This is a genomic window from Bacteroides faecium (assembly GCF_012113595.1).
In the GTDB taxonomy this organism is placed as follows: domain Bacteria; phylum Bacteroidota; class Bacteroidia; order Bacteroidales; family Bacteroidaceae; genus Bacteroides; species Bacteroides faecium.
Window position 1 is genome coordinate 3,362,564 of sequence record NZ_CP050831.1, and the last position, 23,398, is coordinate 3,385,961.

The window sequence follows — 23,398 nt, forward strand, 5'->3', positions numbered from 1 at the left end:
TTTCTATTTTCACAGATAAAGCATAACTTTACAGGGTGATTTAATTCTGAAAAACATTCTATTATATGAAGAACAAATTTATATCATTTATTATTTTATTATTTTGTCTGACAGAATCAAAGAGTCAAGAGCTTTTCGTACATGAACGCTCACATAACTATGAATGGCCTACGGACTCATTAGTATTGAAAAAGTTAGACCAATGGCAAGACCAGAAATTCGGAGTTATCTTCCATTGGGGGCTGTATAGTGTGCCCGGTATCGTCGAATCGTGGGCACTCTGTTCCGAAGATGTAGACTGGATCAGCCGCTATGGACATAACAACTACCAAGAATTCAAGAATTGGTATTGGAACGAACTGAGCCGGCAGTTCAATCCCATCCATTTTGACCCCACGCAATGGGCTGATATCATGAAACAGGCGGGAATGAAATATATGGTGTTCACCACCAAACATCATGACGGTTTCTGTATGTTCGACAGCCGATATACAGATTTTTCCATCGCGAAAGGTCCTTTTAAGGAGAATCTCAAAGCCGATGTTGCCCGCCATGTATTTAACGCTTTTCATAAGGCGGGTTTCATGACGGGTGCTTACTTTTCCAAACCGGATTGGCATAACCAGGATTATTGGTGGGATTATTTCGCAACTCCTAACAGAAACGTAAACTACAAGATTGATCGCCATCCCGAAAAATGGGAAGCTTTCAAAAACTTTACTTATAACCAAATCGAAGAACTTATGAGCGGCTATGGGCCGATAGATATCCTTTGGTTGGACGGCGGTTGGGTGTCTCCCCGCAACAAACAGGATATTGATATGCCACGAATAGCCAATATGGCAAGAGAAAAGCAGCCCGGTATATTGATAGTGGACCGTACCATACATGGTCGATATGAAAACTATCAAACTCCCGAGCGGTCGATACCCGAGACACAACTTCCTTTTCCATGGGAAAGCTGTATTACCCTGACCTCAGACTGGGGATGGGTGAAGAACGCCAAATACAAAACTCCCAATCAAGTTATTTCCATGCTTATGGAAGTGGTTGCCAAAGGTGGCAGTCTGCTTCTTGGGGTAGGACCCACCGCGGACGGTACTATCGAACAGCCTGCCATAGAACGTCTTACCAAGATAGGATGTTGGCTGCAAAAGAATGGAGAAGGTATATACAATACCCGTATCACCTCTAATTATCGTTCTGGAAAAGTGTGGTTTACTGCGAACAAAAACGGAAAAAACGCTTTATGCGCTTTATGCTCTGTCGGAAGGTGAGAGAATACCTGACTGTATAGAATGGGAAGGAAATATCCCTGCGAAAAATAGCAGAATAAAGTTGTTGGCTTCCGGACAACAGGTGAAATGGACAATAAAAGATAATAAAGTTATCCTTACCGTTCCTCGTAAATACGTAGGTGGTGATGAACCACTTGCTTTCCGATTGGAAGTCTCCGGTAAATAGGAATGTCATTTTACCTTTAAATGAAATAATAATAATGCTCATAATTATGAAAAAAGCATTCTCTCTCTTCCTTTGTATCTCCTGCTTCAGTATCTCTATGCATGCTCAGTGGATATGGGACAGAAATAAATTGGAAGAAATAAAAAAAGAAATTCATTCATTCACCTATGCGAATGCTTACCGTCAATTGATAGACGATGCCGAGAAAGCAATGGAAGCACCTTTTTACTCCGTTACTTTCAAGCAAAAAGCGGCTCCTGGTAAAGATCCTCACGATTATGTCAGTTTAAGTCGTTATTTTTGGCCTGATCCAAGAAAGGAAAATGGGCTGCCTTATATCTATCGTGACGGTGAATCCAATCCTGAGTTGGAGAACTATGACCGTATTCCTCTAGGGGAGATGGCGGGCAATGTGACAACATTGTCTCTGGCTTGGTATTACAGTGGTGAAGAACGTTATGCCCGTAAGGCTGTGAAGTTACTTCGTGTTTGGTTTCTCGATAAAAAGACACGGATGAATCCCAACCTGAATTATGCTCAGTTCGTTCCCGGCACACAGGGTGATAGCGGAAGGCCGTCGGGACTTATTGATAGCTATTCCTTTGTAACTATGCTAAATGCTGTCAAGTTGCTCGAAGGTTCACGAAGTTATACCGCTCAAGACCGTTCGGGGCTGGAAAAATGGTTCTCCTGCTTTGCCGCATGGTGGCAAAATAGCGACTTAGGTAAGGTGGAGCGAACACAAGGCAACAATCATGGCACCACGTATGATATGCAGCTCACTGTATTTCTCCTTTTTTGTGGTGACACCGTTACTGCTCGACAACTTATCAATGAATTCCCTGCCCGCCGGCTTTACAAACAAATACAACCTGACGGGAGCCAACCTCGGGAACTACACCGAACCCTGGCTTTTCATTACTCTGTATATAATCTCCAATTCTTCGTAGACATGTGCGCCATTGCCCGTAATCAGGGAATCGAGCTTTGCAAGGCAACCTCTCCTGATGGAAGAAATGTCTGCAAGGCAGTTGATTTTCTAACTCCTTATTTAGGGAAAGACGTGTCTGCATGGCCTTATAAGCAGATAAGCGGATGGGAAGATAGTTTACAGGCTTTATGCAAACAGCTTTACCGCATGGCTGATATAGCACCCTCACGGGAAGACTATCTGAAACTATATAAGCAATATAGCAAGCAGGGGTTGAACGACCGTAACCGTCTGCTTTACGGAGCCCCGGACCCGATAAGAGACGCTTTCTCTTATGTAGACAAACAACTTAAATATGCATCACTTTGCACAGACAGTATCATTTCCACTTCTCCGAAAAAGGGTGCTGTAATTCCTCGTTGTCTCAATAAGGACGGTAGTCTCCGTTTAGTCAATCCGGCAGACTGGTGTTCAGGATTCTTTCCCGGTTCCCTATGGATGGCTTATCACTATACGAAGGACGACGCTCTGAAAGAACTTGCCATTCGATACACCGAACCCGTAAAAAAGGCCAAAGACCACGTATTCTCTCACGATACTGGTTTCAAAGTATTCTGCTCTTCAGGTAATGCCTACAAAGAAACCCGAAGTGACGAATACCGTGAGGTGGTGTTGAAAGCTGCCCATAGTCTTGCCAGCCGTTATAATCCACATTTGAAAGTAATCCGGTCATGGGATTTCAATCGGCATAAATGGCAGTATCCGGTTATTATAGACAATATGATGAATCTGGAACTTCTTTTCGAGGCATCTCTGCTGACTGGTGACAAAACCTTTTATGATATAGCCAATGCGCATGCCACAACTACTTTGGAAAATCATTTCCGTACGGATTATTCTTCTTGGCATGTAGTAGACTATGACACCATTTCAGGAAAGGCACGACTTAAACAGACACATCAGGGATATGATGACTCTTCTGCATGGGCTCGCGGACAAAGTTGGGCATTGTATGGCTTTGCTATGTCATACCGGTACACGAAAAATAAAAAATACCTTCGCCAGGCACAACATATAGCTGAGTTTATCTTCACTCATCCTAATTTGCCGTCGGACTTCATTCCGTATTGGGACTTTAATGATCCGAAAATACCCGATTCTCCCCGTGATGCATCCGCAGCATGTATCTGTGCTTCAGCATTGTATGAAATGGCTACGTACGATTCAAATCGAAAAGAACAGTATGTGACATGGGCTGACCGGATTCTAGCAAGTCTCTTACAGAACTATTTGGTGGAAGAAGGGAAGGATAAAGGCTTTCTGCTGTTGCACTCTGTAGGCAACATGCCATCGAAAGACGAAATAGACGTCCCTATCTCATATGCTGATTACTACTTTCTTGAAGCGTTGTTAAGGAGAGATAGTTTGTAGATATTCATGTTATTATCCGGTTTCAGTCGTTTCAGTTTTGTCAGCAAACGCCTTGATAGAAGGAGATAGCGGCTGAATGTGGAAAAAATCATCCCCTGCAGGAATATGCTGTAAGCAAGGGATAGTGCATTCAGCGCTTTCAGCCTTGCCGGTGAATCTATATATTCAGCATGGTGGACATATATACTCACCATACTGAATCTATATGTCCACCAGGCGGGGTATATAGATTCACCACATAGGTGAAAGCGGGTGACATATGGGCTTAGAACCGCTTACCTGTCGACTGAAATTCATCGGCACGTGGGCTGAACAGAACAGAGCCTCTATCTTGAGGAAACAGAGGCTCTGTTTACATGAAATGCAGGCTCCGTTTCGCTAAAACAGAGTCTCTGTTTCAAACAGGTATAGTATCAAAAAAGGGAACTAAAATTATACTATGACATACACTTCTGCATTCAGGTTCGCTTTCAGCCAAAACTTTCGATGAAAAGGGGCTTTTTGGAAGAACTGAAAGCTGAAGGCGTTTTTTTACTTTTATTATTTAGTAGTAGAATTGAGCGGAACAAGTACTACACTCAATGAAATGATGTAGGAGACATGAGTAAGTCTAATACATGGTTCGGCTTATTTCAGTACAGGTTTCAACAAGTTCATCTACACATAATTTTTGTTCTTACCGATGCTGGGGTGAAATAACTTTTTATTATGATTATCCTGTCTGTCGTTTAAAGAATGATGATTATTCGAAAAAATATAGTAAGTTTGCTCTGCTAATTCCCAAAGATGTCTCAAAGAAAGATTATACATATCGACATGGACGCCTTCTACGCTTCAGTAGAACAGCGTGATAATCCGGAACTTCGTGGCAAACCATTGGCGGTGGGTCATGCGGAAGAGAGGGGAGTCGTGGCTGCTGCCAGTTACGAAGCCCGGCGCTATGGAGTGCGTTCAGCTATGTCTTCGCAGAAAGCGAAACGGCTCTGCCCGCAGTTGGTTTTTGTGCATGGGCGGATGGACGTTTATAAATCCGTTTCCCGGCAGATACATGAGATTTTCCATGAATATACCGATATTATCGAACCTCTCTCTTTGGATGAGGCTTTTCTCGATGTAACAGAAAATAAGAAAGGCATTTCCTTAGCTGTGGATATAGCGAAAGAGATTAAACAGAAGATTCGCGAACAACTGAACTTGGTAGCGTCTGCCGGAATATCCTATAATAAATTCCTGGCAAAAATAGCTTCGGATTATCGTAAACCGGATGGATTGTGCACCATTCATCCGGAGCAAGCTCTTGATTTTATCGCACGCCTTCCCATCGAATCATTTTGGGGAGTAGGTCCTGTGACTGCCAAAAAGATGCATATGCTAGGTATTGGCAACGGTTTTCAATTGCGGAAATGCTCTCTTGAGATGCTGACTGCACATTTTGGCAAAGTGGGAGCACTTTACTATGAATGTGCGAGAGGTATTGACGAGCGTCCGGTAGAAGCAGTCCGTATCCGTAAATCCATCGGGTGCGAACGTACGTTGGAACGGGATATTTCGGCTCATTCTTCTGTCATTATCGAACTGTATCACGTGGCGGTAGAACTGATTGAACGTCTGAACCGTAAAGACTTCAAGGGGAATACCCTTACACTGAAAATCAAGTTCCATGATTTTAGCCAGATAACCCGGAGCATTACTCAATCACAGGAACTGACAACTTTGGACAAGGTACTTCCGCTTGCAAAGGAATTACTTAAAAGTGTGGAATATGCGCAACACCCAATCCGGCTTATCGGGCTCTCCGTCTCCAATCCGAAAGAAGAAACGGACGAGCAACATCGGACGTGGGAGCAGTTGAGTTTTGAATTTAGTGACTGGGAGTAGTACGATTTTTGAAGTATGTACTTTTTTGTCATCAGGTTCGTATGATTTGCTCACCTTGTTTTTTTAGAGATGCACTATCTTTGTACTGCTTAAATGAATAAAATACCATGAATCGAATGAAACATTTGCTTTGTGTTCTTCTAGTAGCAGCTTTAGGAAGTTTTTCTTTCAAAGCCAACGCTTACACTGAACGCAATATGCTGCAAAAAGCGGCAGACGAAACTACGTTGAAAAACGTGTTAGTAATGAAACAAGCCTGGGTGCCTTATCCTGCTTACACAGACCGCGCCGCCTGGGACTCACTGATGGGACCTAACAAACAACGTCTTATCGAAGCCGGTGAGAAACTCCTCAACTACAAATGGCAACTGATTCCTGCCACTGCCTATCTGGAATACGAACGCACCGGTAACCGGAAAGTGATGGAAGTCCCTTATGATGCCAACCGTCAGGCACTCAATACTCTGATGCTTGCCGAATTGGCCGAAGGCAAAGGACGCTTTATCGACCAACTGCTGAACGGAGCTTATATGAGTTGCGAAATGAATTCATGGGTCTTGTCCGCACATTTACCCCGACAAAGCAGCAAACGCTCTCTTCCCGACTTCCGCGAACAGATTATCGACCTTGGCTCAGGTGGCTACGGAGCTTTGATGGCTTGGGTACACTATTTCTTCCGCAAGCCATTCGATAAGATTAATCCCGTCGTATCCCTGCAAATGCGTAAAGTTATCAAAGAACGTATCCTCGACCCTTATATGAACGACGATGATATGTGGTGGATGGCTTTTAACTGGAATCCGGGAGAAATTATCAATAACTGGAATCCTTGGTGTAACTCCAACGCCCTGCAATGTTTCTTCCTGATGGAAAACAATAAGGAGAAATTGGCAAAAGCGGTTTATCGTTCCATGAAGTCGGTAGATAAGTTCATTAATTTCGTGAAATCCGACGGGGCTTGCGAAGAGGGAACATCTTACTGGGGACATGCTGCCGGCAAACTCTATGACTATCTTCAAATCCTTTCCGATGGTACAGGTGGTAAAATATCTCTTTTTAACGAACCGATGATTCGCCGCATGGGAGAATATATGTCCCGCTCTTACGTTGGTGATGGCTGGGTAGTGAATTTTGCTGATGCTTCGGCAAAAGGCGGTGGCGATCCTCTGTTGATTTACCGTTTCGGTAAAGCCGTAAACAGCGATGAAATGATGCATTTTGCAGCATACTTGCTGAATGGCAGGAAGCCGTATGCTACAATGGGCAATGATGCTTTCCGTTCGCTTCAATCCCTGCTTTGTTGCAATGATATGGCGAAAGCAACTCCGAAACATGATATGCCGGACGTGACTTGGTATCCCGAAACGGAATTCTGCTACATGAAGAATAAGAATGGTATGTTTGTTGCTACCAAAGGCGGATTCAATAATGAAAGCCACAATCATAATGATGTAGGAACATTCTCCTTGTATGTTAATACGATTCCTGTGATTATTGATGCAGGCGTAGGTACTTATACAAAACAGACATTCAGCAAAGACCGTTATACGATTTGGACGATGCAAAGCAATTATCACAACTTGCCGATGATTAACGGTGTACCACAGAAATTCGGGCAGCAGTATAAGGCTACAAATACGGTTTGCAACGAGAAGAAACGTGTTTTCTCTACGGATATAGCTGCCGTTTATCCGGCGGAGGCGAAAGTGAAAAGTTGGGTTCGTGCTTATGCACTTGATGATAATAAGCTCATTATCGGTGATGTTTATACCTTGGATGAGGCTATTACCCCTAATCAAGTGAATTTCTTAACTTGGGGGAATGTTACTTTCCCATCAGCCGGAAAGATTCGGATTGAAGTAAAAGACCAAAAGGTAGAAATGCATTATCCACCTCAGTTTAAAGCCGGACTGGAAACTATTAAATTAGATGATCCGCGCTTGTCTAACGTATGGGGCAAGGAGATTTACCGCATCACACTGAAGACGGACGAAAAGAAGGTGACTGGAAAATATGGATTTGTTATCCAACAAGTGAAGTAGATATTAAAAATTAGAAGAAGAAATATTGGTATAATTAATTAAATCACAGTAAGATGAAAAAAGTATTATTTGCCGGCCTTTTGGCTATTGCAGGAGTGACTGTAAGCGCTCAAAATCTGATTAAAAACGAAAAGTTTGCCACAGAAGTAACGAACAAGGTGACCAATGCCAACAAGGCTACTGCCGGCGAATGGTTTATCATGAATAACGAAGCCGACGGAGCAACTGCCATCGCTTGGGAACAAACCGGCGACGCAAAGTATCCTAATGCTATGAAAATAGACAACTCGGGTGCTGCAAAGAACATCTCCTGGTACAAAGCATTCCTGGGACAACGTATTACAGACGGATTGGATAAAGGCATCTATGTCCTTACTTTCTACGCAAAAGCAAAAGAGGCAGGTACTCCGGTAAGTGTGTACATCAAGCAGACTAACGAAGAAAAGAATGATAACGGTAAGTATAACACTACCTTCTTCATGCGCAGAGACTACGATGCCGATGCACAGCCGAACGCATCAGGCGCACAATATAACTTCAAGATTAAAGATGCTGATAAGTGGACTAAAGTAGTGGTTTACTACGATATGGGACAAGTAGTGAATGCTATCAGCAGCAAGAAAGCCAATGCCGACCTGGAAGTATCTGATACGGACGATGACGCTGCTATCCTGAAGGATTGCTATGTAGCCATCCTTTCGCTGAATAAAGGCGGTGTTGTAGAAATCAGTGATGTGACATTGAAAAAGAAATAAAAGAAAAGGGGTTTAAAATAATAAGTTAATAAAAAATATAGGGCGATCAAGTAGTGATACTTTGTCGCCCTATCTCTTTTCTATCTTCTCTTTTAGTTAATCCCGAGTTTCTTTTTCAGCTCTTTCGGGAGAGAGTCTTTGTGTACCATGACGCTGATTGTTTTGGCACGTACATAGCTTTCGGACATATTCTGATAACCGCCGAATTTATTTCCTTCCGCTCCCCAGGAATTCTTGGTAATATAATATTTGGTTCCGTTCTGATCTTTTACGATGCCCGTGATATGCATCAGGTGGTCGTCGGTTGTCACAAACTTCTCATAACCTTCCTGGCGGATTTCCGGTGTCACGTTGATTTCAGGATAAGGATGTTCAAACTTGAATACTTCTTCCATACGCTGATACTTCGGCATTGCTTCGAAACGGGCACGGTCGGTAGTAGAGTAGTCTTTTACATCTTCCACCTGCGGGTTGATGGCAATTCCGTTCTTATAAGAGAAACCCTGTTCGCTGACATCACCGTCCCAACATACGGTATATCCACTGTTCAGTGCGTGGTCGATAGCACCAATCAACTCGTCCAAAGGAAGATTATACATCGGCTGGTTTTCCCAGTTGTCGGGAACTTCGGGTGAGAAAGTTTCGTAATAAGGCTTATGGGTGAAGCTGGTCAACTCGATGTAGTTATTCATATCCAGCCCCAGGCTTTCTGTGAAAGATTGGGGAGTATATTCCTTTCCTTTATAAGTAAACTTCTCGGGAAGCTTGCCCAGGTATGTGTCAAACAGATTATTGATAAGAGCATTATATTCAGGCGTACGCTTCTTGGAAGCGATATTGGCATCCACCAAAGCTTTGAAATAGCGTGTCAGTGCTCCGTGATTATGGTCTTTGCTATCATTGAGCAAACCGGAATATGCTTCTTCGGGAACGATACCTACTTGCTTGTAGGCATTTGTGAATGTATGCGCCAGGCTGCCTTCTCCGATATTTCCCTTTCCGCGACGGAGATAGTTATCTTCCATCTGATTCATATACTTCTGACGGACGATGTACATTTCCGAGAGATCGTATTCTCCTTTGCCCATACGAAGTAGTTCGGACTCCATGAAAGAAGTGGTGGCAAAGCACCAGCAAGTACCTGTGGAACCCTGGTCCTTGACGGGAGTCGCTTTGTGGGATACAACGGTTGTGAATTCATAACCGGGTGTTTGTGCAAAAGAGGTTGCAGCTAAGAGAAGCAACGCAACCGACATTAATAATTTCTTCATGATATATGTGTTTTATTATCTATTCAGCTACAAAAGTATAAAAAAAGCGAGGATACTCGAAAGTTCCTCGCTCAATTTAATATAATTAGTGTGTTTATTTACATGGCAACCTGCTGTGACAGCAGTTTTTGAAGTTTACCGTTCAAGGTTTGGCACATTGCACCATTTCCCATTGCTTGATAGCGTTTAATACGGTACTGTAACATCATAATTTTTTCATTTGCATTCTTTTTCATAATTTGTTTCCTCTTTTTTTGCCCTCCACGTTTTGAAGAGCGGTTTTACATCTTGTTTTCTTTATTAACACTGCAAAGGTACAAAATGTTTTTGAATTATATGCTGTAAAACATAGAAATCTTCTTTTTATTTTGATTTTTCTTTTTAAGAGAGGTTCGAACACAGTAGATGTTACAAACCTATTACAAACATTTACAGCTACTTGTGCCGTCTTTCAGAAAAAAAACTTGTAATTTTGTGAATGTGTACTTTAGTATGCATATTTATTTGACTATCGTTTATTTAATTAACACATAAATATGAAAACACTCGTCCGTCTTTTGCTTGTCCCGTTTTTCTCTGTACTATTATTTTCATGCAGTGAATCTCATTTTTTGAAAGAAGAAGCTTATCGTAATCAGGTACTTCAGGATTTTGAGCAGAAACAACAGGCTCTTCCCGATGGGAATCTGTTTGCCATCCTTTCGGGAGATAGTTTGAGTCTCTCCGAACGCGAAGCGCTGATGTTTCTGTATGCATATATGCCGATAGGGGATATTGCAGATTATCCCGGTGAATACTACCTGGGAAATATTCGCCTTTCTGAGCAGGCCCGTCGTGAAATGCCTTGGGGAAAGACTGTTACCGATGAATTGTTCCGGCATTTTGTACTGCCTGTCCGTGTGAATAATGAGAATCTGGATGAATCCCGGGAAGTATTTTATGGAGAACTGAAGGAACGCGTGAAAGGGCTTTCGATGAAGGATGCGATTTTAGAGGTAAATCACTGGTGCCATGAGAAAGTGGTATATCGTCCGAGTGATGCCCGTACCAGTTCGCCGCTGGCTTCGGTGAAAACGGCCTATGGACGTTGCGGAGAAGAGTCTACTTTCACTGTTGCTGCCTTACGTTCCGTCGGGATTCCTGCCCGTCAGGTATATACTCCCCGTTGGGCACATACGGATGATAACCATGCCTGGGTAGAAGCCTGGGCAGATGGCAAGTGGTATTTCTTTGGTGCTTGTGAACCCGAACCGGTGCTGAACCTCGGTTGGTTCAATGCGCCTGCAAGCCGTGGAATGTTGATGCATACAAAGGTTTTCGGTCGTTATAACGGGCCGGAAGAGATTATGCTTGAGACTCCGAATTATACCGAGATTAATGTGATAGATAATTATGCTCCTACGGGAAAGGCGGTGGTTATGGTGACTGATGCTGACGGTCAGCCTGTCACTGGTGCGAAAGTGGATTTCAAAGTTTATAATTATGCCGAGTTTTATACGGTTGCCACTAAATATACCGGTGCGGACGGTCAGGTTTCGTTGACAGCCGGAAAGGGGGATATGTTGGTATGGGGTTCCAAAGATGGTAAATTCGGTTATGCTAAACTGTCTTTTGGCAAAGATGACAAGTTGGTTCTCGCTTTGGATAAGAAAGAGGGGGAATCATATGCACTCGATTTGGATATTGTTCCACCCGCGGAAGGAGTGAACCTGCCGGAAGTAACCCCGGAACAACGTAAAGAGAATGATTTACGACTGGCCAAGGAAGATTCTATTCGCAATGCTTATGTAGCAACTATGATGACTGAAGAGCGTGCGAAAAATGCACTTGCCAAATTCAACCTAAGCAATGAAGATAAAGAGAAAATGGTAAAGATGCTGGTTGCTTCCCGGGGAAACTATAGGACATTGCTTGCTTTTATGGAACTGGCTACTGTGGATAAGAAAGAAGAGTTCGCTTTGGCATTGCTGCAACAACTTTCTGCCAAAGACTGGCGGGATGTACAACTGATTGACTTGATGGATTATTTAATTGAGACTCCTGATTTTCAGAAGTTGGGAGTACAGGCTAGTGCGGAATTGGTCAATCCGCGTGTAGAAAATGAAATGTTGACCGCTTACCGCTGTTTTTTCAATAGTGCCTTTCCACAAAAAGAGGTAGAATCTTTTGTAGAAGAGCCATCCCGTTTGGTTGAATGGTGTAAGAAAGAGATTAAGATTAATAATGAGTTGAACTCCCAGCGTATCCCTATTTCTCCGGTAGGAGTATGGAAAGCTCGTGTTGCAGATGAAAAGTCACGTGATATTTTCTTTGTGGCAATGGCTCGTACTTTCGGCATACCTGCTCAAATAGATAAGGTGACGGGAAAAGTACAGTATATGAATAAAGAAGGACATACTATAGATGTGGATTTTGCGGAAAGTACGCCGGCGCAGGCTGCTACCGGACTGTTGCGTGCCACTTACAAACCAATCCGTTCATTACCCGATCCGAAGTATTATTCCCACTTTACTCTTTCCAAATTCAAGGACGGTGTATTCCAATTGTTGAACTATGACGAAGGGGATGCCGATATGGGTGCAGGTACTACATGGTCAAATCTGTTGAAGAATGGCACTCAACTGGATACCGGTTATTATATGCTGGTCACCGGAACGCGTATGGCAAGCGGTGCCGTACTCTCCAAAGTAACTTTCTTCACTATAGAGCCGGGCAAGACAACAACCGTTGATTTGGTGATGAGAGAAAGTGACGAACAGGTACAGGTGATTGGAAATTTCAATTCGGAATCACTGTATATTCCTGTGTCGAACGATAGCTTATCTACAGCACAGAGCCTTCTTCAAACTTGTGGAAGAGGCTATTTTGTTGTTGGTGTGTTGGGAGTAGGGCAGGAACCTACTAATCATGCACTAAGAGATATAGCTGCCTTGGGTAGTGATTTTGAGAAATGGGGCAGGAAAATAGTTTTTCTTTTTCCATCCGAAGAACAATATAAGAAGTTCCATGCCGCTGAGTTTCAAGGATTACCATCTACCATTACTTATGGTATAGATATGGATAATAGTATTCAGCAACAAATCGCTAAATCTATGAATCTCTCCAATCAGAATATTCTTCCCATGTTTATTATCGCCGATACATTCAACCGTGTAGTCTTTGTTTCTCAAGGATATACCATCGGCTTGGGTGAACAATTAATGAAAACCGTTCATGGATTGTAGAAAGCATAGATAAAGAAGAAGTAGCAGGTAGTAATATCGTGTGACAGTATGCAATAATCGTTAATTCTCTATATAGAGCGCACTTTTATGCGAATTAATTGTTACGTTTGTAGGAGAGTTATGATGAAGTATCTTTTGTGCATACTGTCACTTGCATTTTTACTTATTGGGGGTAGTCTGTCGACCCATAAGGAAGATGCTCAGGGATTTCGGGAAACGGCCGTAATCTCTGTGGATAGTGATATTTCAGCTACTACAACACTCGCTTCAACCCCCGAAGAAAGCCATTCTTTAGGAATCCTGACTACCTTTTCGCTTCCACGAAACATCACTCCTGTGCGGACATTGAAGTTTAATGATATTCCCGTCATTGTCCAATTGTTAAGTTTACGCTCTTTCCGTTTGCCCGAAGACAAAAGGAAGATTCTTCTTTCCGACACTAATTATCTGAAATATTCTAATAGGTACTACATTTATACCTTGGCACATATCTTGATTTAGCCATTCTTTCTTTCTGAGTATTCCTGAGAATTTGCACAAATATGTTTAACAGGTCCGAATGATATAAATTTCCGGGCATGTCGTATGTGTGCATGAATGATTATACAATCTGTTTTTTTATACTACTATGATTCATTTATTACTATCTACGTTGGCTATGATGGGGTTGACCTTTCTCATAGGCTTTTTCGTTGCGGCAGTTATTAAGTTAATAGCTTATGCTGCCGATTCATTTGATTTTTATAGTTCCCATCGGTTGGAGTTACTTCGTCTGCATCGCTGGCGGCAGCATCGTCAGAAAGTGGAAAGGCTCGTCAGGCAGATACCGCTTGAAGCGGAAGAAGTTATGGGAGATTACCGTGAAGACTTCAGCCGTGGCATCAACCGTAATTTTACCGGTTATGCAGGTTATTATCATGGCGTAAGCCCCGGAGCTTCGGACGAAACCCTGCTGGATTATTATTATCCCCGAGATACCCGGGAGTTCTTTCTTAAGGAAGAAGAACGGGCGCATATCAACAAGAAAAACTCAAAGAAGTCAGCCACTGACAAATAATAAAAAAGACACTCATTATGGAAAATATAGATTTCGCGACTTTATTTCAAGGCATTGGTACAATGATGGCAAGCGGCTGGTTTCTTGCTTCTGCCAGAATCTTTTTGGTACTTCTTGGTTTGTTACTTATTTATCTGGGTTGGAAAGGCGTACTCGAACCTATGGTTATGATTCCGATGGGACTGGGGATGGTAGCCATCAACTGTGGAACACTGATTATGCCCGACGGCACATTGGGTAACCTTTTTCTCGACCCGATGCTTTCGGATACCGACGCATTGATGAATACGATGCAGATAGACTTTCTGCAACCTGTCTACACACTTACGTTCAGTAACGGGCTGATAGCCTGTTTTGTCTTTATGGGTATCGGGACACTGCTGGATGTCGGCTTCCTGCTTCAGAAACCATTTGCAAGTATCTTTCTTGCCCTATGTGCAGAGTTGGGAACTTTCCTAACAGTGCCTATTGCCGCCGCTCTCGGATTGACTTTGAAAGAAAGTGCCTCTGTTGCCATGGTAGGTGGCGCCGATGGCCCGATGGTATTGTTCACTTCATTGGCTTTGGCAAAACATCTGTTTGTTCCTATCACAGTGGTAGCCTATCTTTATTTGGGACTGACATACGGTGGCTACCCTTATCTGGTGAAACTTCTGGTTCCCAAACGCTTCCGGTCTATCAAAATGGTGACGAAGAAAGCACCGAAAAACTATGACGCTAAAGTGAAACTGGCTTTCTCCGCTGTTCTTTGTGCAGTTCTCTGTTTCTTGTTCCCGGTTGCTTCTCCTTTATTCTTCTCTTTATTTCTAGGAGTTGCCGTTCGCGAATCCGGTATGAAGCATATTTATGACTTTGTAAGCGGGCCGTTGCTTTACGGTTCTACCTTTATGTTGGGACTATTATTAGGTGTGCTTTGTGACGCACATCTACTGCTCGACCCGAAGATTCTTAAATTATTAGTTTTGGGTGTCGTAGCCTTGCTGCTTTCCGGTATCGGTGGAATCTTGGGCGGTTATATCATGTATTTTATCAAACGGGGGAATTATAACCCGGTGATTGGCATTGCCGCCGTAAGCTGTGTGCCTACTACCGCCAAAGTAGCCCAAAAGATTGTCAGCAAAGACAATCCGGACTCATTTGTTTTGGGGGATGCCTTGGGAGCCAATATCTCGGGCGTAATTACTTCGGCTATTATTACAGGCATCTATATCACAGTCATACCTTATTTATAAAATATAGATTGAATTATAAAGATATAGCTTGAATCGTATCCATAACTCTCCGGGCGGTCGTTACATTTCGTTCATATTCGTCGATATGTACAGTGCCGCCCATGGATACTGATTCATTCTTGTACTCCATCTCACTTTTAATACTTTCGCGGGCAGAGAAATGGAACTCCTGTATCCCTGTTTCCTGGGCGATTCGGGCAATATTCTTTTCGTTCACACCGCATCCGGCAAGTAGGATAATTCTTCCTGCTGCTTGCTCCTGCAGCTCTTTGAGTAAGGGAATACCTTGTTCGGCAGTAGCCTGCTGACCGGAAGTCAGAATCCGGTTGCAACCAAGTTCAATAATTTGTTCCAGTGCTTCCTTGGGGTTGCAGCAAACATCGAAAGCCCTATGAAAGGTGACAGACAAGCCTTGTGAGGCTAGCATTAACTCTTGCATGACGGCGTAATCAATCTCTCCATTAGCAGTCAGGCATCCAAAAACAACTCCGTCAACTCCGAGTTTCCGGGCTATCTCTATATCTTTCAGCATTGTCTTTACTTCGATAGGCGAGTAGAGAAAATCTCCACCTCTAGGACGGATAATGACGTGCAACCGGGTTGTATCCAGTATTTCACGAGCCATAGAAATTTCTCCGTAAGAAGGTGTTGTTCCACCTTCGGGAATACCCGCACATAATTCTACACGGTTGGCTCCACCTGCTTGTGCAGCGAGGCAACTTTCTACTGAGTTGGCACAAACTTCGAATTGGTATTTTTTCATAAGTTGATGAATAAAAAGGAAAGAAATGAAAAGTGTTTGCTGTTATTAAAAAGGAATACTCATTTATTAAAAAAGGGCGAATCGCTTCGCCCTTCTATCTTTGATTTCTTTTTTAAGTCTTTGGTCTTACTTAGCGAAGCTGACCGCACGTGTTTCACGGATAACGGTAATCTTCACCTGTCCCGGATAAGTCATTTCATCCTGAATCTTCTTAGCGATTTCGCCCGACAGGTTTTCAGTCTGCTTATCATCAATCTTATCTGCACCAACGATTACGCGAAGTTCGCGTCCTGCCTGGATTGCATATGTCTTTGTTACACCCGGATAAGCCATAGCCAATTGTTCGAGATCGTTCAAACGCTTGATATAAGCCTCAACGATTTCGCGGCGTGCGCCCGGACGTGCACCTGAAATAGCGTCACATACCTGCACGATAGGAGCCAGCAAACTGGTCATTTCCGTTTCATCATGGTGAGCACCGATAGCGTTGCAGATATCCGGTTTTTCCTTATATTTTTCTGCAAGCTTCATACCCAGCAATGCGTGTGGCAATTCCGGTTCTTCATCAGGCACTTTACCTATATCATGCAGCAAACCTGCACGTTTTGCTTTCTTCGGATTCAGTCCCAATTCCGATGCCATCACAGCACAAAGGTTGGCTGTTTCACGCGCATGCTGCAACAAGTTCTGGCCATAAGAAGAACGATATTTCATCTTACCGATAATACGAATCAATTCAGGATGCAAACCGTGGATACCGAGGTCAATTGTAGTACGTTTACCGGTTTCGATGATTTCTTCTTCCACCTGTTTGCGTACTTTAGCTACTACTTCCTCGATACGTGCCGGATGAATACGTCCGTCAGTAACAAGTTGATGCAGGGCCAGGCGTGCAATTTCACGGCGAACCGGGTCGAAAGCTGAAAGCACGATAGCTTCAGGAGTATCGTCTACAACGATTTCAACACCTGTGGCTGCTTCCAGTGCACGGATATTACGTCCTTCGCGTCCGATAATGCGTCCTTTGATTTCGTCAGATTCGATATGGAATACTGTAACAGAGTTCTCGATGGCAGTTTCCGTAGCTACCCTTTGGATAGACTGAACGACAATACGTTTTGCTTCCTTGTTGGCAGTCAGCTTGGCATCATCCATGATGTCGTTGATGAATGACTGAGCCTGCGTTTTAGCTTCCTCTTTCAGTGATTCCACCAAACGTTCTTTCGCTTCTTCGGCAGACAAACCGGAGATTGCTTCCAACTTGTCAATTTCCTGTTGTTGCAGTTTATCCAGTTCTTCTTTCTTCTTGTCGACAATCACCAACTGCGCTTCCAGGTTCTCTTTGACAGCTTCGGCTTCCATCTTCTTGCGCTGGATTTCTTCCTGGCGCTGTCCGAGCACCATTTCGCGTTGTTTCAGTTTGTTTTCCGCCTGCTGAATCTTCTGATTCCTCAGGGCTACCTCCTTTTCAAGGTCTGCCTTTTTGTTCAGGAACTTCTCCTTCACTTCCAGCAGCTTGTTTTTCTTAATTACTTCCGCTTCCGTCTCTGCTTCTTTCAGGACATTCTCGTATCTGGATTTCAGAGCATACCGGAATAGTATGTATGAAAAGACTCCACCTACGATGAAGCAAGCAATTGCTGTTGCTATTATTGCTATCATTCTACATTTAATTTAATATATAAATAAAAACGCACCGCCAAATATCTAAGCAGGTTCTTGCTTGGATATTGTGCAGTGCGTGGTTGTTTTTCTCTTATCAGCGAATAGCCGGTCTGGTTTATTCCTCTTTGAAATAATCTTCCAGCAATTCATTTAGCTCTTTTACCTTCTCCGTATAGGGGCTGGTATCATTACGTTGCAATAATTGCAGTCTCTCTAACGAGAACTGATAGGCTACCATGGCAATAATCTTTTCCGGTTCGAGGTTCTTGTAAACTTCCCGGTACTTATTAAGCCTGATATTTACCTGCTTGGCGGCTTCCCGCACCATTTCTTCTTCCTCACGGTTGATGGTTAACGGGTAGTTTGAGTCTGCTATCTGCAGGTTTATCTTTATTTTATCGTTCATACATCTTCTTCTTATTCATTCAACAAAGCGATGCATTTATCGACTTCACGCACTAATTTAGACAATCGCAGCTTCGTCTCTTTTACGTCGCTGCCGTTAAGGCTGATTGCCGTAGCTGTTTTTAGGTTTGTGTAGCTGACTTCCAATTCATCGTATTGCGCCTGTACCTTCTCATTCTTTAATTTTTCAATATCGAGAAGTTTCTTCAGCTCCGCATTTTCACGCTTTAACTCATCGTGCAGATAGATTAAATGCCGTAGCTGCGTCTCAAAGGTATTCAATAACTTTTTTTCTTCTTCTGTCATTACTACACCAAAATTGTACACAAAAATACGATTAACTCTGATATTACAAAAACTTTTCGGGATAAAATGTGTATTTTAGCGCAAAATAGCGGGTTGGACGAGAGAAAGAGGGGAGTTCTGTGGCAATAATTACTTTGTAAAACCAGTAATGCTCAGGAAAAGATATATCTTTGCATTTCAATAAAATGAAGGAAACCTATGTTGAAAATATTAGTAACCTACGCCGTCCAAGGCGAATTTGTAGAGATAAAGTGGCCTGATGTAGAACCGTACTATATCCGCACAGGAATAGGCAAAGTAAAATCCGCTTTTCATTTGGCAGAAGCGATTCGTCAGGTACAACCCGACTTGGTTTTAAATATCGGAAGTGCGGGAACAGTCAACCATCAGGTAGGAGATATCTTCGTCTGCCGGAAGTTTGTAGACCGTGATATGCAGAAGCTCGCAGGATTGGGAATGGAATGTGAAATCGACTCTACGGCTTTGCTTGAAGCAAAAGGATATTGCGAACACTGGACGGAGAATGGAATCTGTAATACAGGCGATGGTTTTTTGACCGAACTGACTCATGTCACCGGAGACGTGGTGGATATGGAAGCTTATGCGCAGGCATTCGTCTGTCGCTCGAAAGAAATTCCGTTTATCTCCGTGAAATACGTCACTGACATTATCGGCCAGAATTCCGTGAAACATTGGGAAGATAAACTTGCAGATGCCCGTCAGGGACTTTCCGACTACCTCAATGTCTTGAAAGAAAGAATATGATAAGTGACTCCTGCGGCTATCAATCCCAGGAGAATCTTTACCCATATAAAAGGAATCAGGAAGAATATGCAATACAGCATTGTCCCCCACATCAGTACAAGTGAGATAATCTTGGCTCGTAGTGGAATTGCTTTATTCTCGCGGAAGTTACGGATATAAGGGCCGAAATGCGGATGGTTCAACAACCAGTTATATAATCGGGGCGAACCCTTGAAGTAAAGGGCGGCCGTGAGTAGCAGAAAGGGGGTAGTGGGCAATAACGGCAGAAAGATGCCGAGAATACCGAGTGCCAGGGAAATGCTTCCTAAAACAATATACAGAGTTTTCATGCGGCAAAGATAGTACGAAAATAGGAAAAAATAACTGTCATTGCTGAATGAAAACTCAATTTTGTATTACCTTTGCCGTTGCATCGAGGTGACATTAGATGCGTGTAACTATTAAAATACATACAGCAATGTTTACAGTAATCAAACGCATGGAGATTTCAGCTTCCCATAAGCTGGTACTCCCGTATCGCAGTAAATGCGCCAGTCTACACGGTCACAACTGGATTATCACCGTTTATTGTCGTTCCACGCGACTCAATTCCGAAGGAATGGTGGTCGATTTTACCCGCATCAAAGAAGTGGTCATGGAGAAACTCGACCATCAGAATCTGAACGAAGTACTTCCCTTTAATCCCACCGCCGAGAATATCGCCCGATGGGTTTGTAAACAGATTCCCCAATGTTATAAAGTAGAGGTGCAGGAGTCGGAAGGAAACATTGTCATCTACGAGAAAGACTCTACAACAGGAGAAGAGAAAGAGTAGCAAACAAAATACATACGACGATGAGAAAGATTAATGAAATCTTTTACAGTTTGCAGGGCGAGGGATACCACACCGGAACCCCGGCTATCTTTGTCCGTTTTTCCGGCTGCAACCTGAAATGTGATTTTTGCGATACACAACACGAAGAAGGAACAATGATGACTGACGACGAAATTATCTCCGAAGTAGAAAAATATCCTGCCGTTACCGTCATCTTGACGGGTGGTGAACCCTCTTTGTGGATAGACGACGAATTTATCGACCGCCTGCACCGGGCAGGTAAATATGTTTGTATCGAAACGAACGGTACACGCCCCTTGCCCGAAGCTATCGACTGGGTGACCTGCTCGCCCAAACAAGGCGTGAAACTGGCTCTTGACCGGATGGATGAAGTGAAAGTAGTCTATGAAGGACAAAATATAAGTATTTATGAACTACTTCCTGCCGAACATTTTTTCCTTCAGCCTTGTTCTTGTAATAACACTGCTTCTACAGTGGACTGTGTAATGCGACATCCCAAATGGAGACTCAGCCTGCAAACACACAAATTAATCGACATCCGCTAGACTGATAGACGGATGTAGCGGAAGAAGCTTAAATTATTACATAATATAGTTATGAAAGTAGGTTTGTTTATTCCTTGTTATATCAATGCTATCTATCCCAATGTGGGAGTGGCATCGTATAAACTATTGAAAAGTTTGGGAGTAGACGTCGATTATCCGTTAGACCAGACCTGTTGCGGACAACCGATGGCAAATGCCGGTTTTGAAGACGAATCGGTGAAGTTAGCACTCCGTTTTGACGATTTGTTCCAAAAGTACGATTACATTGTCGGTCCTTCCGCCAGTTGTGTGGCTTTTGTGAAAGAGAACCATCCCGGCATCCTTGAGAAAGAAGGTCATGTCTGCCAGAGCGCGGGAAAGATTTATGACATATGTGACTTTATTCACGATGTGCTGAAACCTTCGAAAATCCCTGCTCGCTTTCCTCATAAGGTCAGTATTCACAATAGCTGTCATGGAGTGCGCGAACTGTTTATTTCGGCTCCCACAGAGTTAAATATTCCTTATTATAATAAATTGCGTGATTTGCTCGACCTGGTCGAAGGCATCGAGGTATTCGAGCCCAGCCATATTGACGAATGCTGTGGCTTCGGCGGTATGTTTGCCGTGGAAGAACAAGCAGTATCCGTCTGCATGGGGCGGGATAAGGTAAAAGACCACATGGCTACCGGAGCCGAATACATTGTCGGAGCGGACAGTTCTTGCCTGATGCATATGCAAGGAGTCATCAAACGGGAGCACCTGCCTATTCAGATTATCCATATTGTAGAAATTCTAGCGTCGCAATCATGAGTACCAAACATTCAAAAGCTGCCGAAAAGTTCTTGCAGGACAGCAAGATGGCAGCATGGCATAACGAAACCCTTTGGATGGTCCGTGCCAAAAGGGATAAGATGAGTAAGGAAGTTCCCGAATGGGAAGAGTTGCGCAACAAGGCTTGTGAACTGAAACTGTATTCCAACAGCCACCTCGAAGAACTCTTGCTGGAATTCGAGAAGAATGCTACTGCCAACGGTGCCATCGTTCATTGGGCAAAGGATGCCGATGAATACTGTGCCATCGTCTACGAGATACTGAACGAACATAACGTGCACCATTTCATCAAAAGCAAGTCGATGCTTGCCGAAGAATGTGGACTGAATCCTTTCCTGATGGAGCGTGGCATTGACGTCGTGGAGTCCGATTTGGGCGAACGTATCCTGCAATTGATGCATCTCGAGCCCAGCCATATCGTTCTGCCTGCCATCCACATCAAGCGGGAGCAGGTAGGAGAACTTTTTGAGAAAGAAATGGGAACGGAAAAAGGAAACTTTGACCCGACATACCTGACTCATGCTGCCCGCAAGAATCTGCGCCATCTCTTCCTCAATGCCGAAGCTGCCATGACAGGAGCCAATTTCGCCGTGGCTTCTACCGGAGACATCGTTGTCTGTACGAATGAAGGCAATGCCGATATGGGCACTTCGTATCCGAAACTGAATATTGCCGCTTTCGGTATGGAAAAGATTGTACCGGATTTGGATGCGCTGGGCGTGTTTACCCGGTTGTTGGCGCGTTCGGCTACCGGACAGCCGGTGACGACATATACTTCTCATTACCGTCGTCCGCGTGAAGGTGGCGAATACCATATCATCATTGTAGACAATGGGCGGAGTTCTTTGCTTTCCAAGCCCGACCATATCAAGACACTGAACTGCATCCGCTGTGGTGCCTGCATGAATACCTGTCCTGTATATCGCCGGAGTGGCGGATACTCTTATACTTATTTCATTCCCGGTCCTATCGGAATCAATTTGGGAATGGCGCATAATCCGGAGAAGTATTATGATAATCTTTCTGCCTGTTCATTGTGTATGTCCTGTTCCGACGTCTGTCCGGTGAAAGTCGATTTGGCCGAACAGATTTATAAATGGCGTCAGGATTTGGACGGGCTTGGAAAGGCAAATACAGGAAAGAAGATAATGTCCGGCGGTATGAAGTTCCTGATGGAACGTCCGGCGTTGTTCAACGCTGCTTTGTGGGCAGCCCCGGTGATAAACAGCCTGCCCCGTTTTATGAAATACAATGATTTCGATGATTGGGGCAAAGGGCGCGAACTGCCGGAATTTGCAAAAGAGTCATTCAATGAAATGTGGAAGAAAAACAAGGTACAGGGAAAGGAGGAATCCAAATGAGCAGTAGAGAAGAAATATTAGCCAGTATTCGCAAGAATACGCAAGTACGTTATGATAAACCGGATATAGCGGATATGAAACGATTGTCATATCCGGATAAGATAGAACAGTTTTGTGCTATCAGCCGTGCGGTTGGCGGCACAGCGGTCATACTAGGCGAAGGGGAAGATGTGAATGCCGTGATACGCAGGACATATCCCGATGCTATGCGCATTGCTTCCGTATTGCCGGACATCTCTTGCGCTACTTTCAATCCCGATAACCTGGACGACCCGAAAGAATTGGACGGTACGGACGTGGCAGTGGTGAAAGGGGAAATCGGCGTAGCCGAGAACGGAGCCATCTGGATTCCGCAGACAGTGAAGTATAAAGCTATTTATTTTATTTCGGAGAAGTTGGTTATCCTGCTCGACCGGAATAAAATAGTGAATACCATGTATGATGCTTACCGTGAACTGGACGGACAGGAATATAAGTTCGGTACGTTCATCTCCGGTCCTTCCAAGACAGCCGACATCGAGCAGGCATTGGTGATGGGAGCGCATGGTGCGCGGGATGTATTAGTAATATTAATGTAGTATCCTGTTTATTATTCTAAAATAAATTTGGTTTTAAAACAATGGAGCTTTATTTTTGTTAGCACAAACAAAACAGA

Annotated in this window: 22 protein-coding genes and 1 pseudogene; 15 read left to right on the forward strand and 8 right to left on the reverse strand. The window is 43.6% G+C overall.

All coding sequences use genetic code 11. From position 1 onward, the window contains the following. Nucleotides 1–65: 65 nt before the first annotated feature. Together BacF7301_RS11885 and BacF7301_RS11890 are read left to right on the forward strand one after the other, a co-directional pair. A pseudogene (locus tag BacF7301_RS11885) lies at nt 66–1,464 on the forward strand (alpha-L-fucosidase). Between the two features lie 46 nt (nt 1,465–1,510). Beyond that, nucleotides 1,511–3,826 carry an alginate lyase family protein gene (locus BacF7301_RS11890; protein ID WP_167963051.1) on the forward strand — a complete coding sequence of 772 codons (2,316 nt, stop codon included), beginning with the start codon at nt 1,511–1,513 and terminating at the stop codon, nt 3,824–3,826. On the opposite strand, the gene BacF7301_RS11895 is transcribed toward BacF7301_RS11890, so the two are convergent. After that, on the reverse strand, nt 3,787–4,020 hold the full coding sequence (locus BacF7301_RS11895; RefSeq protein WP_167963052.1) for a hypothetical protein: 234 nt from the start codon (nt 4,018–4,020) through the stop codon (nt 3,787–3,789). The two genes, BacF7301_RS11890 and BacF7301_RS11895, sit on opposite strands and share 40 nt — an antisense overlap. 592 nt (nt 4,021–4,612) lie before the next feature. On the opposite strand from BacF7301_RS11895, the gene dinB reads away from it, so the two are divergent. From dinB to BacF7301_RS11910, 3 genes are all read left to right on the forward strand, one after another. Then, nucleotides 4,613–5,704 (forward strand): DNA polymerase IV, encoded by a 1,092-nt coding sequence (gene dinB / locus BacF7301_RS11900; RefSeq protein WP_167963054.1) that lies wholly within the window; start codon nt 4,613–4,615, stop codon nt 5,702–5,704. Nucleotides 5,705–5,811: 107 nt separating this feature from the next. Continuing rightward, a complete protein-coding gene (locus tag BacF7301_RS11905; RefSeq protein WP_167963056.1) occupies nt 5,812–7,746 on the forward strand; it encodes a heparinase II/III domain-containing protein in 1,935 nt (644 codons plus the stop codon). A gap of 53 nt (nt 7,747–7,799) precedes the next feature. Next, nucleotides 7,800–8,501 (forward strand): BT4411 family hyaluronic acid-binding protein, encoded by a 702-nt coding sequence (locus BacF7301_RS11910; RefSeq protein ID WP_167963058.1) that lies wholly within the window; start codon nt 7,800–7,802, stop codon nt 8,499–8,501. 92 nt (nt 8,502–8,593) lie between these two features. Here BacF7301_RS11910 and BacF7301_RS11915 read toward each other — a convergent pair whose 3' ends face one another. Then, a complete protein-coding gene (locus tag BacF7301_RS11915; RefSeq protein ID WP_167963060.1) occupies nt 8,594–9,772 on the reverse strand; it encodes a C1 family peptidase in 1,179 nt (392 codons plus the stop codon). 98 nt (nt 9,773–9,870) lie between these two features. After that, nucleotides 9,871–10,008, reverse strand: a complete 138-nt coding sequence (locus BacF7301_RS11920; RefSeq protein ID WP_004301914.1) for a hypothetical protein — start codon at nt 10,006–10,008, stop codon at nt 9,871–9,873. 300 nt (nt 10,009–10,308) lie between these two features. Here BacF7301_RS11920 and BacF7301_RS11925 point away from each other — a divergent pair, with 300 nt between their 5' ends. The 4 genes from BacF7301_RS11925 (at nt 10,309) to BacF7301_RS11940 (ending at nt 15,285) form a co-directional block, all read left to right on the forward strand. Continuing rightward, a complete protein-coding gene (locus BacF7301_RS11925; RefSeq protein ID WP_167963062.1) occupies nt 10,309–12,996 on the forward strand; it encodes a transglutaminase domain-containing protein in 2,688 nt (895 codons plus the stop codon). A gap of 120 nt (nt 12,997–13,116) precedes the next feature. Beyond that, complete coding sequence (locus tag BacF7301_RS11930) at nt 13,117–13,497, forward strand: DUF8440 family protein (protein WP_245208450.1); 381 nt, start codon at nt 13,117–13,119, stop codon at nt 13,495–13,497. 127 nt (nt 13,498–13,624) lie between these two features. Next, the gene (locus BacF7301_RS11935; protein WP_167963064.1) at nt 13,625–14,053 is read left to right on the forward strand and encodes a LapA family protein; all 429 of its coding nucleotides are present in this window, start codon (nt 13,625–13,627) and stop codon (nt 14,051–14,053) included. A gap of 17 nt (nt 14,054–14,070) precedes the next feature. Next, nucleotides 14,071–15,285, forward strand: coding sequence for a sodium ion-translocating decarboxylase subunit beta (locus BacF7301_RS11940; protein WP_167963066.1), 1,215 nt, complete (start codon nt 14,071–14,073; stop codon nt 15,283–15,285). 13 nt (nt 15,286–15,298) lie between these two features. Here BacF7301_RS11940 and BacF7301_RS11945 read toward each other — a convergent pair whose 3' ends face one another. The 4 genes from BacF7301_RS11945 to BacF7301_RS11960 form a co-directional block, all read right to left on the reverse strand. Further along, the gene (locus tag BacF7301_RS11945) at nt 15,299–16,048 is read right to left on the reverse strand and encodes a copper homeostasis protein CutC (RefSeq protein WP_167963068.1); all 750 of its coding nucleotides are present in this window, start codon (nt 16,046–16,048) and stop codon (nt 15,299–15,301) included. A gap of 126 nt (nt 16,049–16,174) precedes the next feature. Then, a complete protein-coding gene (rny, locus tag BacF7301_RS11950) occupies nt 16,175–17,710 on the reverse strand; it encodes a ribonuclease Y (RefSeq protein ID WP_167963070.1) in 1,536 nt (511 codons plus the stop codon). A 118-nt stretch (nt 17,711–17,828) separates the two neighbouring features. Then, nucleotides 17,829–18,119, reverse strand: a complete 291-nt coding sequence (locus BacF7301_RS11955) for a cell division protein ZapA (RefSeq protein ID WP_022138753.1) — start codon at nt 18,117–18,119, stop codon at nt 17,829–17,831. 11 nt (nt 18,120–18,130) lie between these two features. Further along, a complete protein-coding gene (locus tag BacF7301_RS11960) occupies nt 18,131–18,424 on the reverse strand; it encodes a coiled-coil domain-containing protein (protein ID WP_128824435.1) in 294 nt (97 codons plus the stop codon). A 198-nt stretch (nt 18,425–18,622) separates the two neighbouring features. On the opposite strand from BacF7301_RS11960, the gene BacF7301_RS11965 reads away from it, so the two are divergent. Further along, nucleotides 18,623–19,189 carry a 5'-methylthioadenosine/S-adenosylhomocysteine nucleosidase family protein gene (locus tag BacF7301_RS11965; RefSeq protein WP_167963072.1) on the forward strand — a complete coding sequence of 189 codons (567 nt, stop codon included), beginning with the start codon at nt 18,623–18,625 and terminating at the stop codon, nt 19,187–19,189. On the opposite strand, the gene BacF7301_RS11970 is transcribed toward BacF7301_RS11965, so the two are convergent. Continuing rightward, on the reverse strand, nt 19,159–19,518 hold the full coding sequence (locus BacF7301_RS11970) for a YbaN family protein (protein WP_167963074.1): 360 nt from the start codon (nt 19,516–19,518) through the stop codon (nt 19,159–19,161). The genes BacF7301_RS11965 and BacF7301_RS11970 overlap by 31 nt on opposite strands. 128 nt (nt 19,519–19,646) lie before the next feature. Here BacF7301_RS11970 and BacF7301_RS11975 point away from each other — a divergent pair, with 128 nt between their 5' ends. From BacF7301_RS11975 to BacF7301_RS11995, 5 genes are read left to right on the forward strand one after another with little or no spacing between them, the layout of a single operon-like run. Beyond that, complete coding sequence (locus tag BacF7301_RS11975) at nt 19,647–20,003, forward strand: 6-pyruvoyl trahydropterin synthase family protein (RefSeq protein ID WP_167963076.1); 357 nt, start codon at nt 19,647–19,649, stop codon at nt 20,001–20,003. A 20-nt stretch (nt 20,004–20,023) separates the two neighbouring features. Next, nucleotides 20,024–20,569: a 7-carboxy-7-deazaguanine synthase QueE gene (locus BacF7301_RS11980; RefSeq protein ID WP_167963078.1), complete on the forward strand. Its 546-nt coding sequence runs from the start codon at nt 20,024–20,026 to the stop codon at nt 20,567–20,569. Between the two features lie 51 nt (nt 20,570–20,620). Next, nucleotides 20,621–21,361 carry a (Fe-S)-binding protein gene (locus tag BacF7301_RS11985; protein WP_167963080.1) on the forward strand — a complete coding sequence of 247 codons (741 nt, stop codon included), beginning with the start codon at nt 20,621–20,623 and terminating at the stop codon, nt 21,359–21,361. Next, complete coding sequence (locus BacF7301_RS11990) at nt 21,358–22,743, forward strand: lactate utilization protein B (RefSeq protein WP_167963082.1); 1,386 nt, start codon at nt 21,358–21,360, stop codon at nt 22,741–22,743. The genes BacF7301_RS11985 and BacF7301_RS11990 overlap by 4 nt, the downstream gene beginning before the upstream one ends. Continuing rightward, entirely contained in the window at nt 22,740–23,321 is a 582-nt protein-coding gene (locus BacF7301_RS11995) for a LutC/YkgG family protein (RefSeq protein WP_167963084.1), read from the forward strand. Before BacF7301_RS11990 ends, BacF7301_RS11995 begins: the two co-directional genes overlap by 4 nt. Nucleotides 23,322–23,398 lie beyond the last annotated feature (77 nt).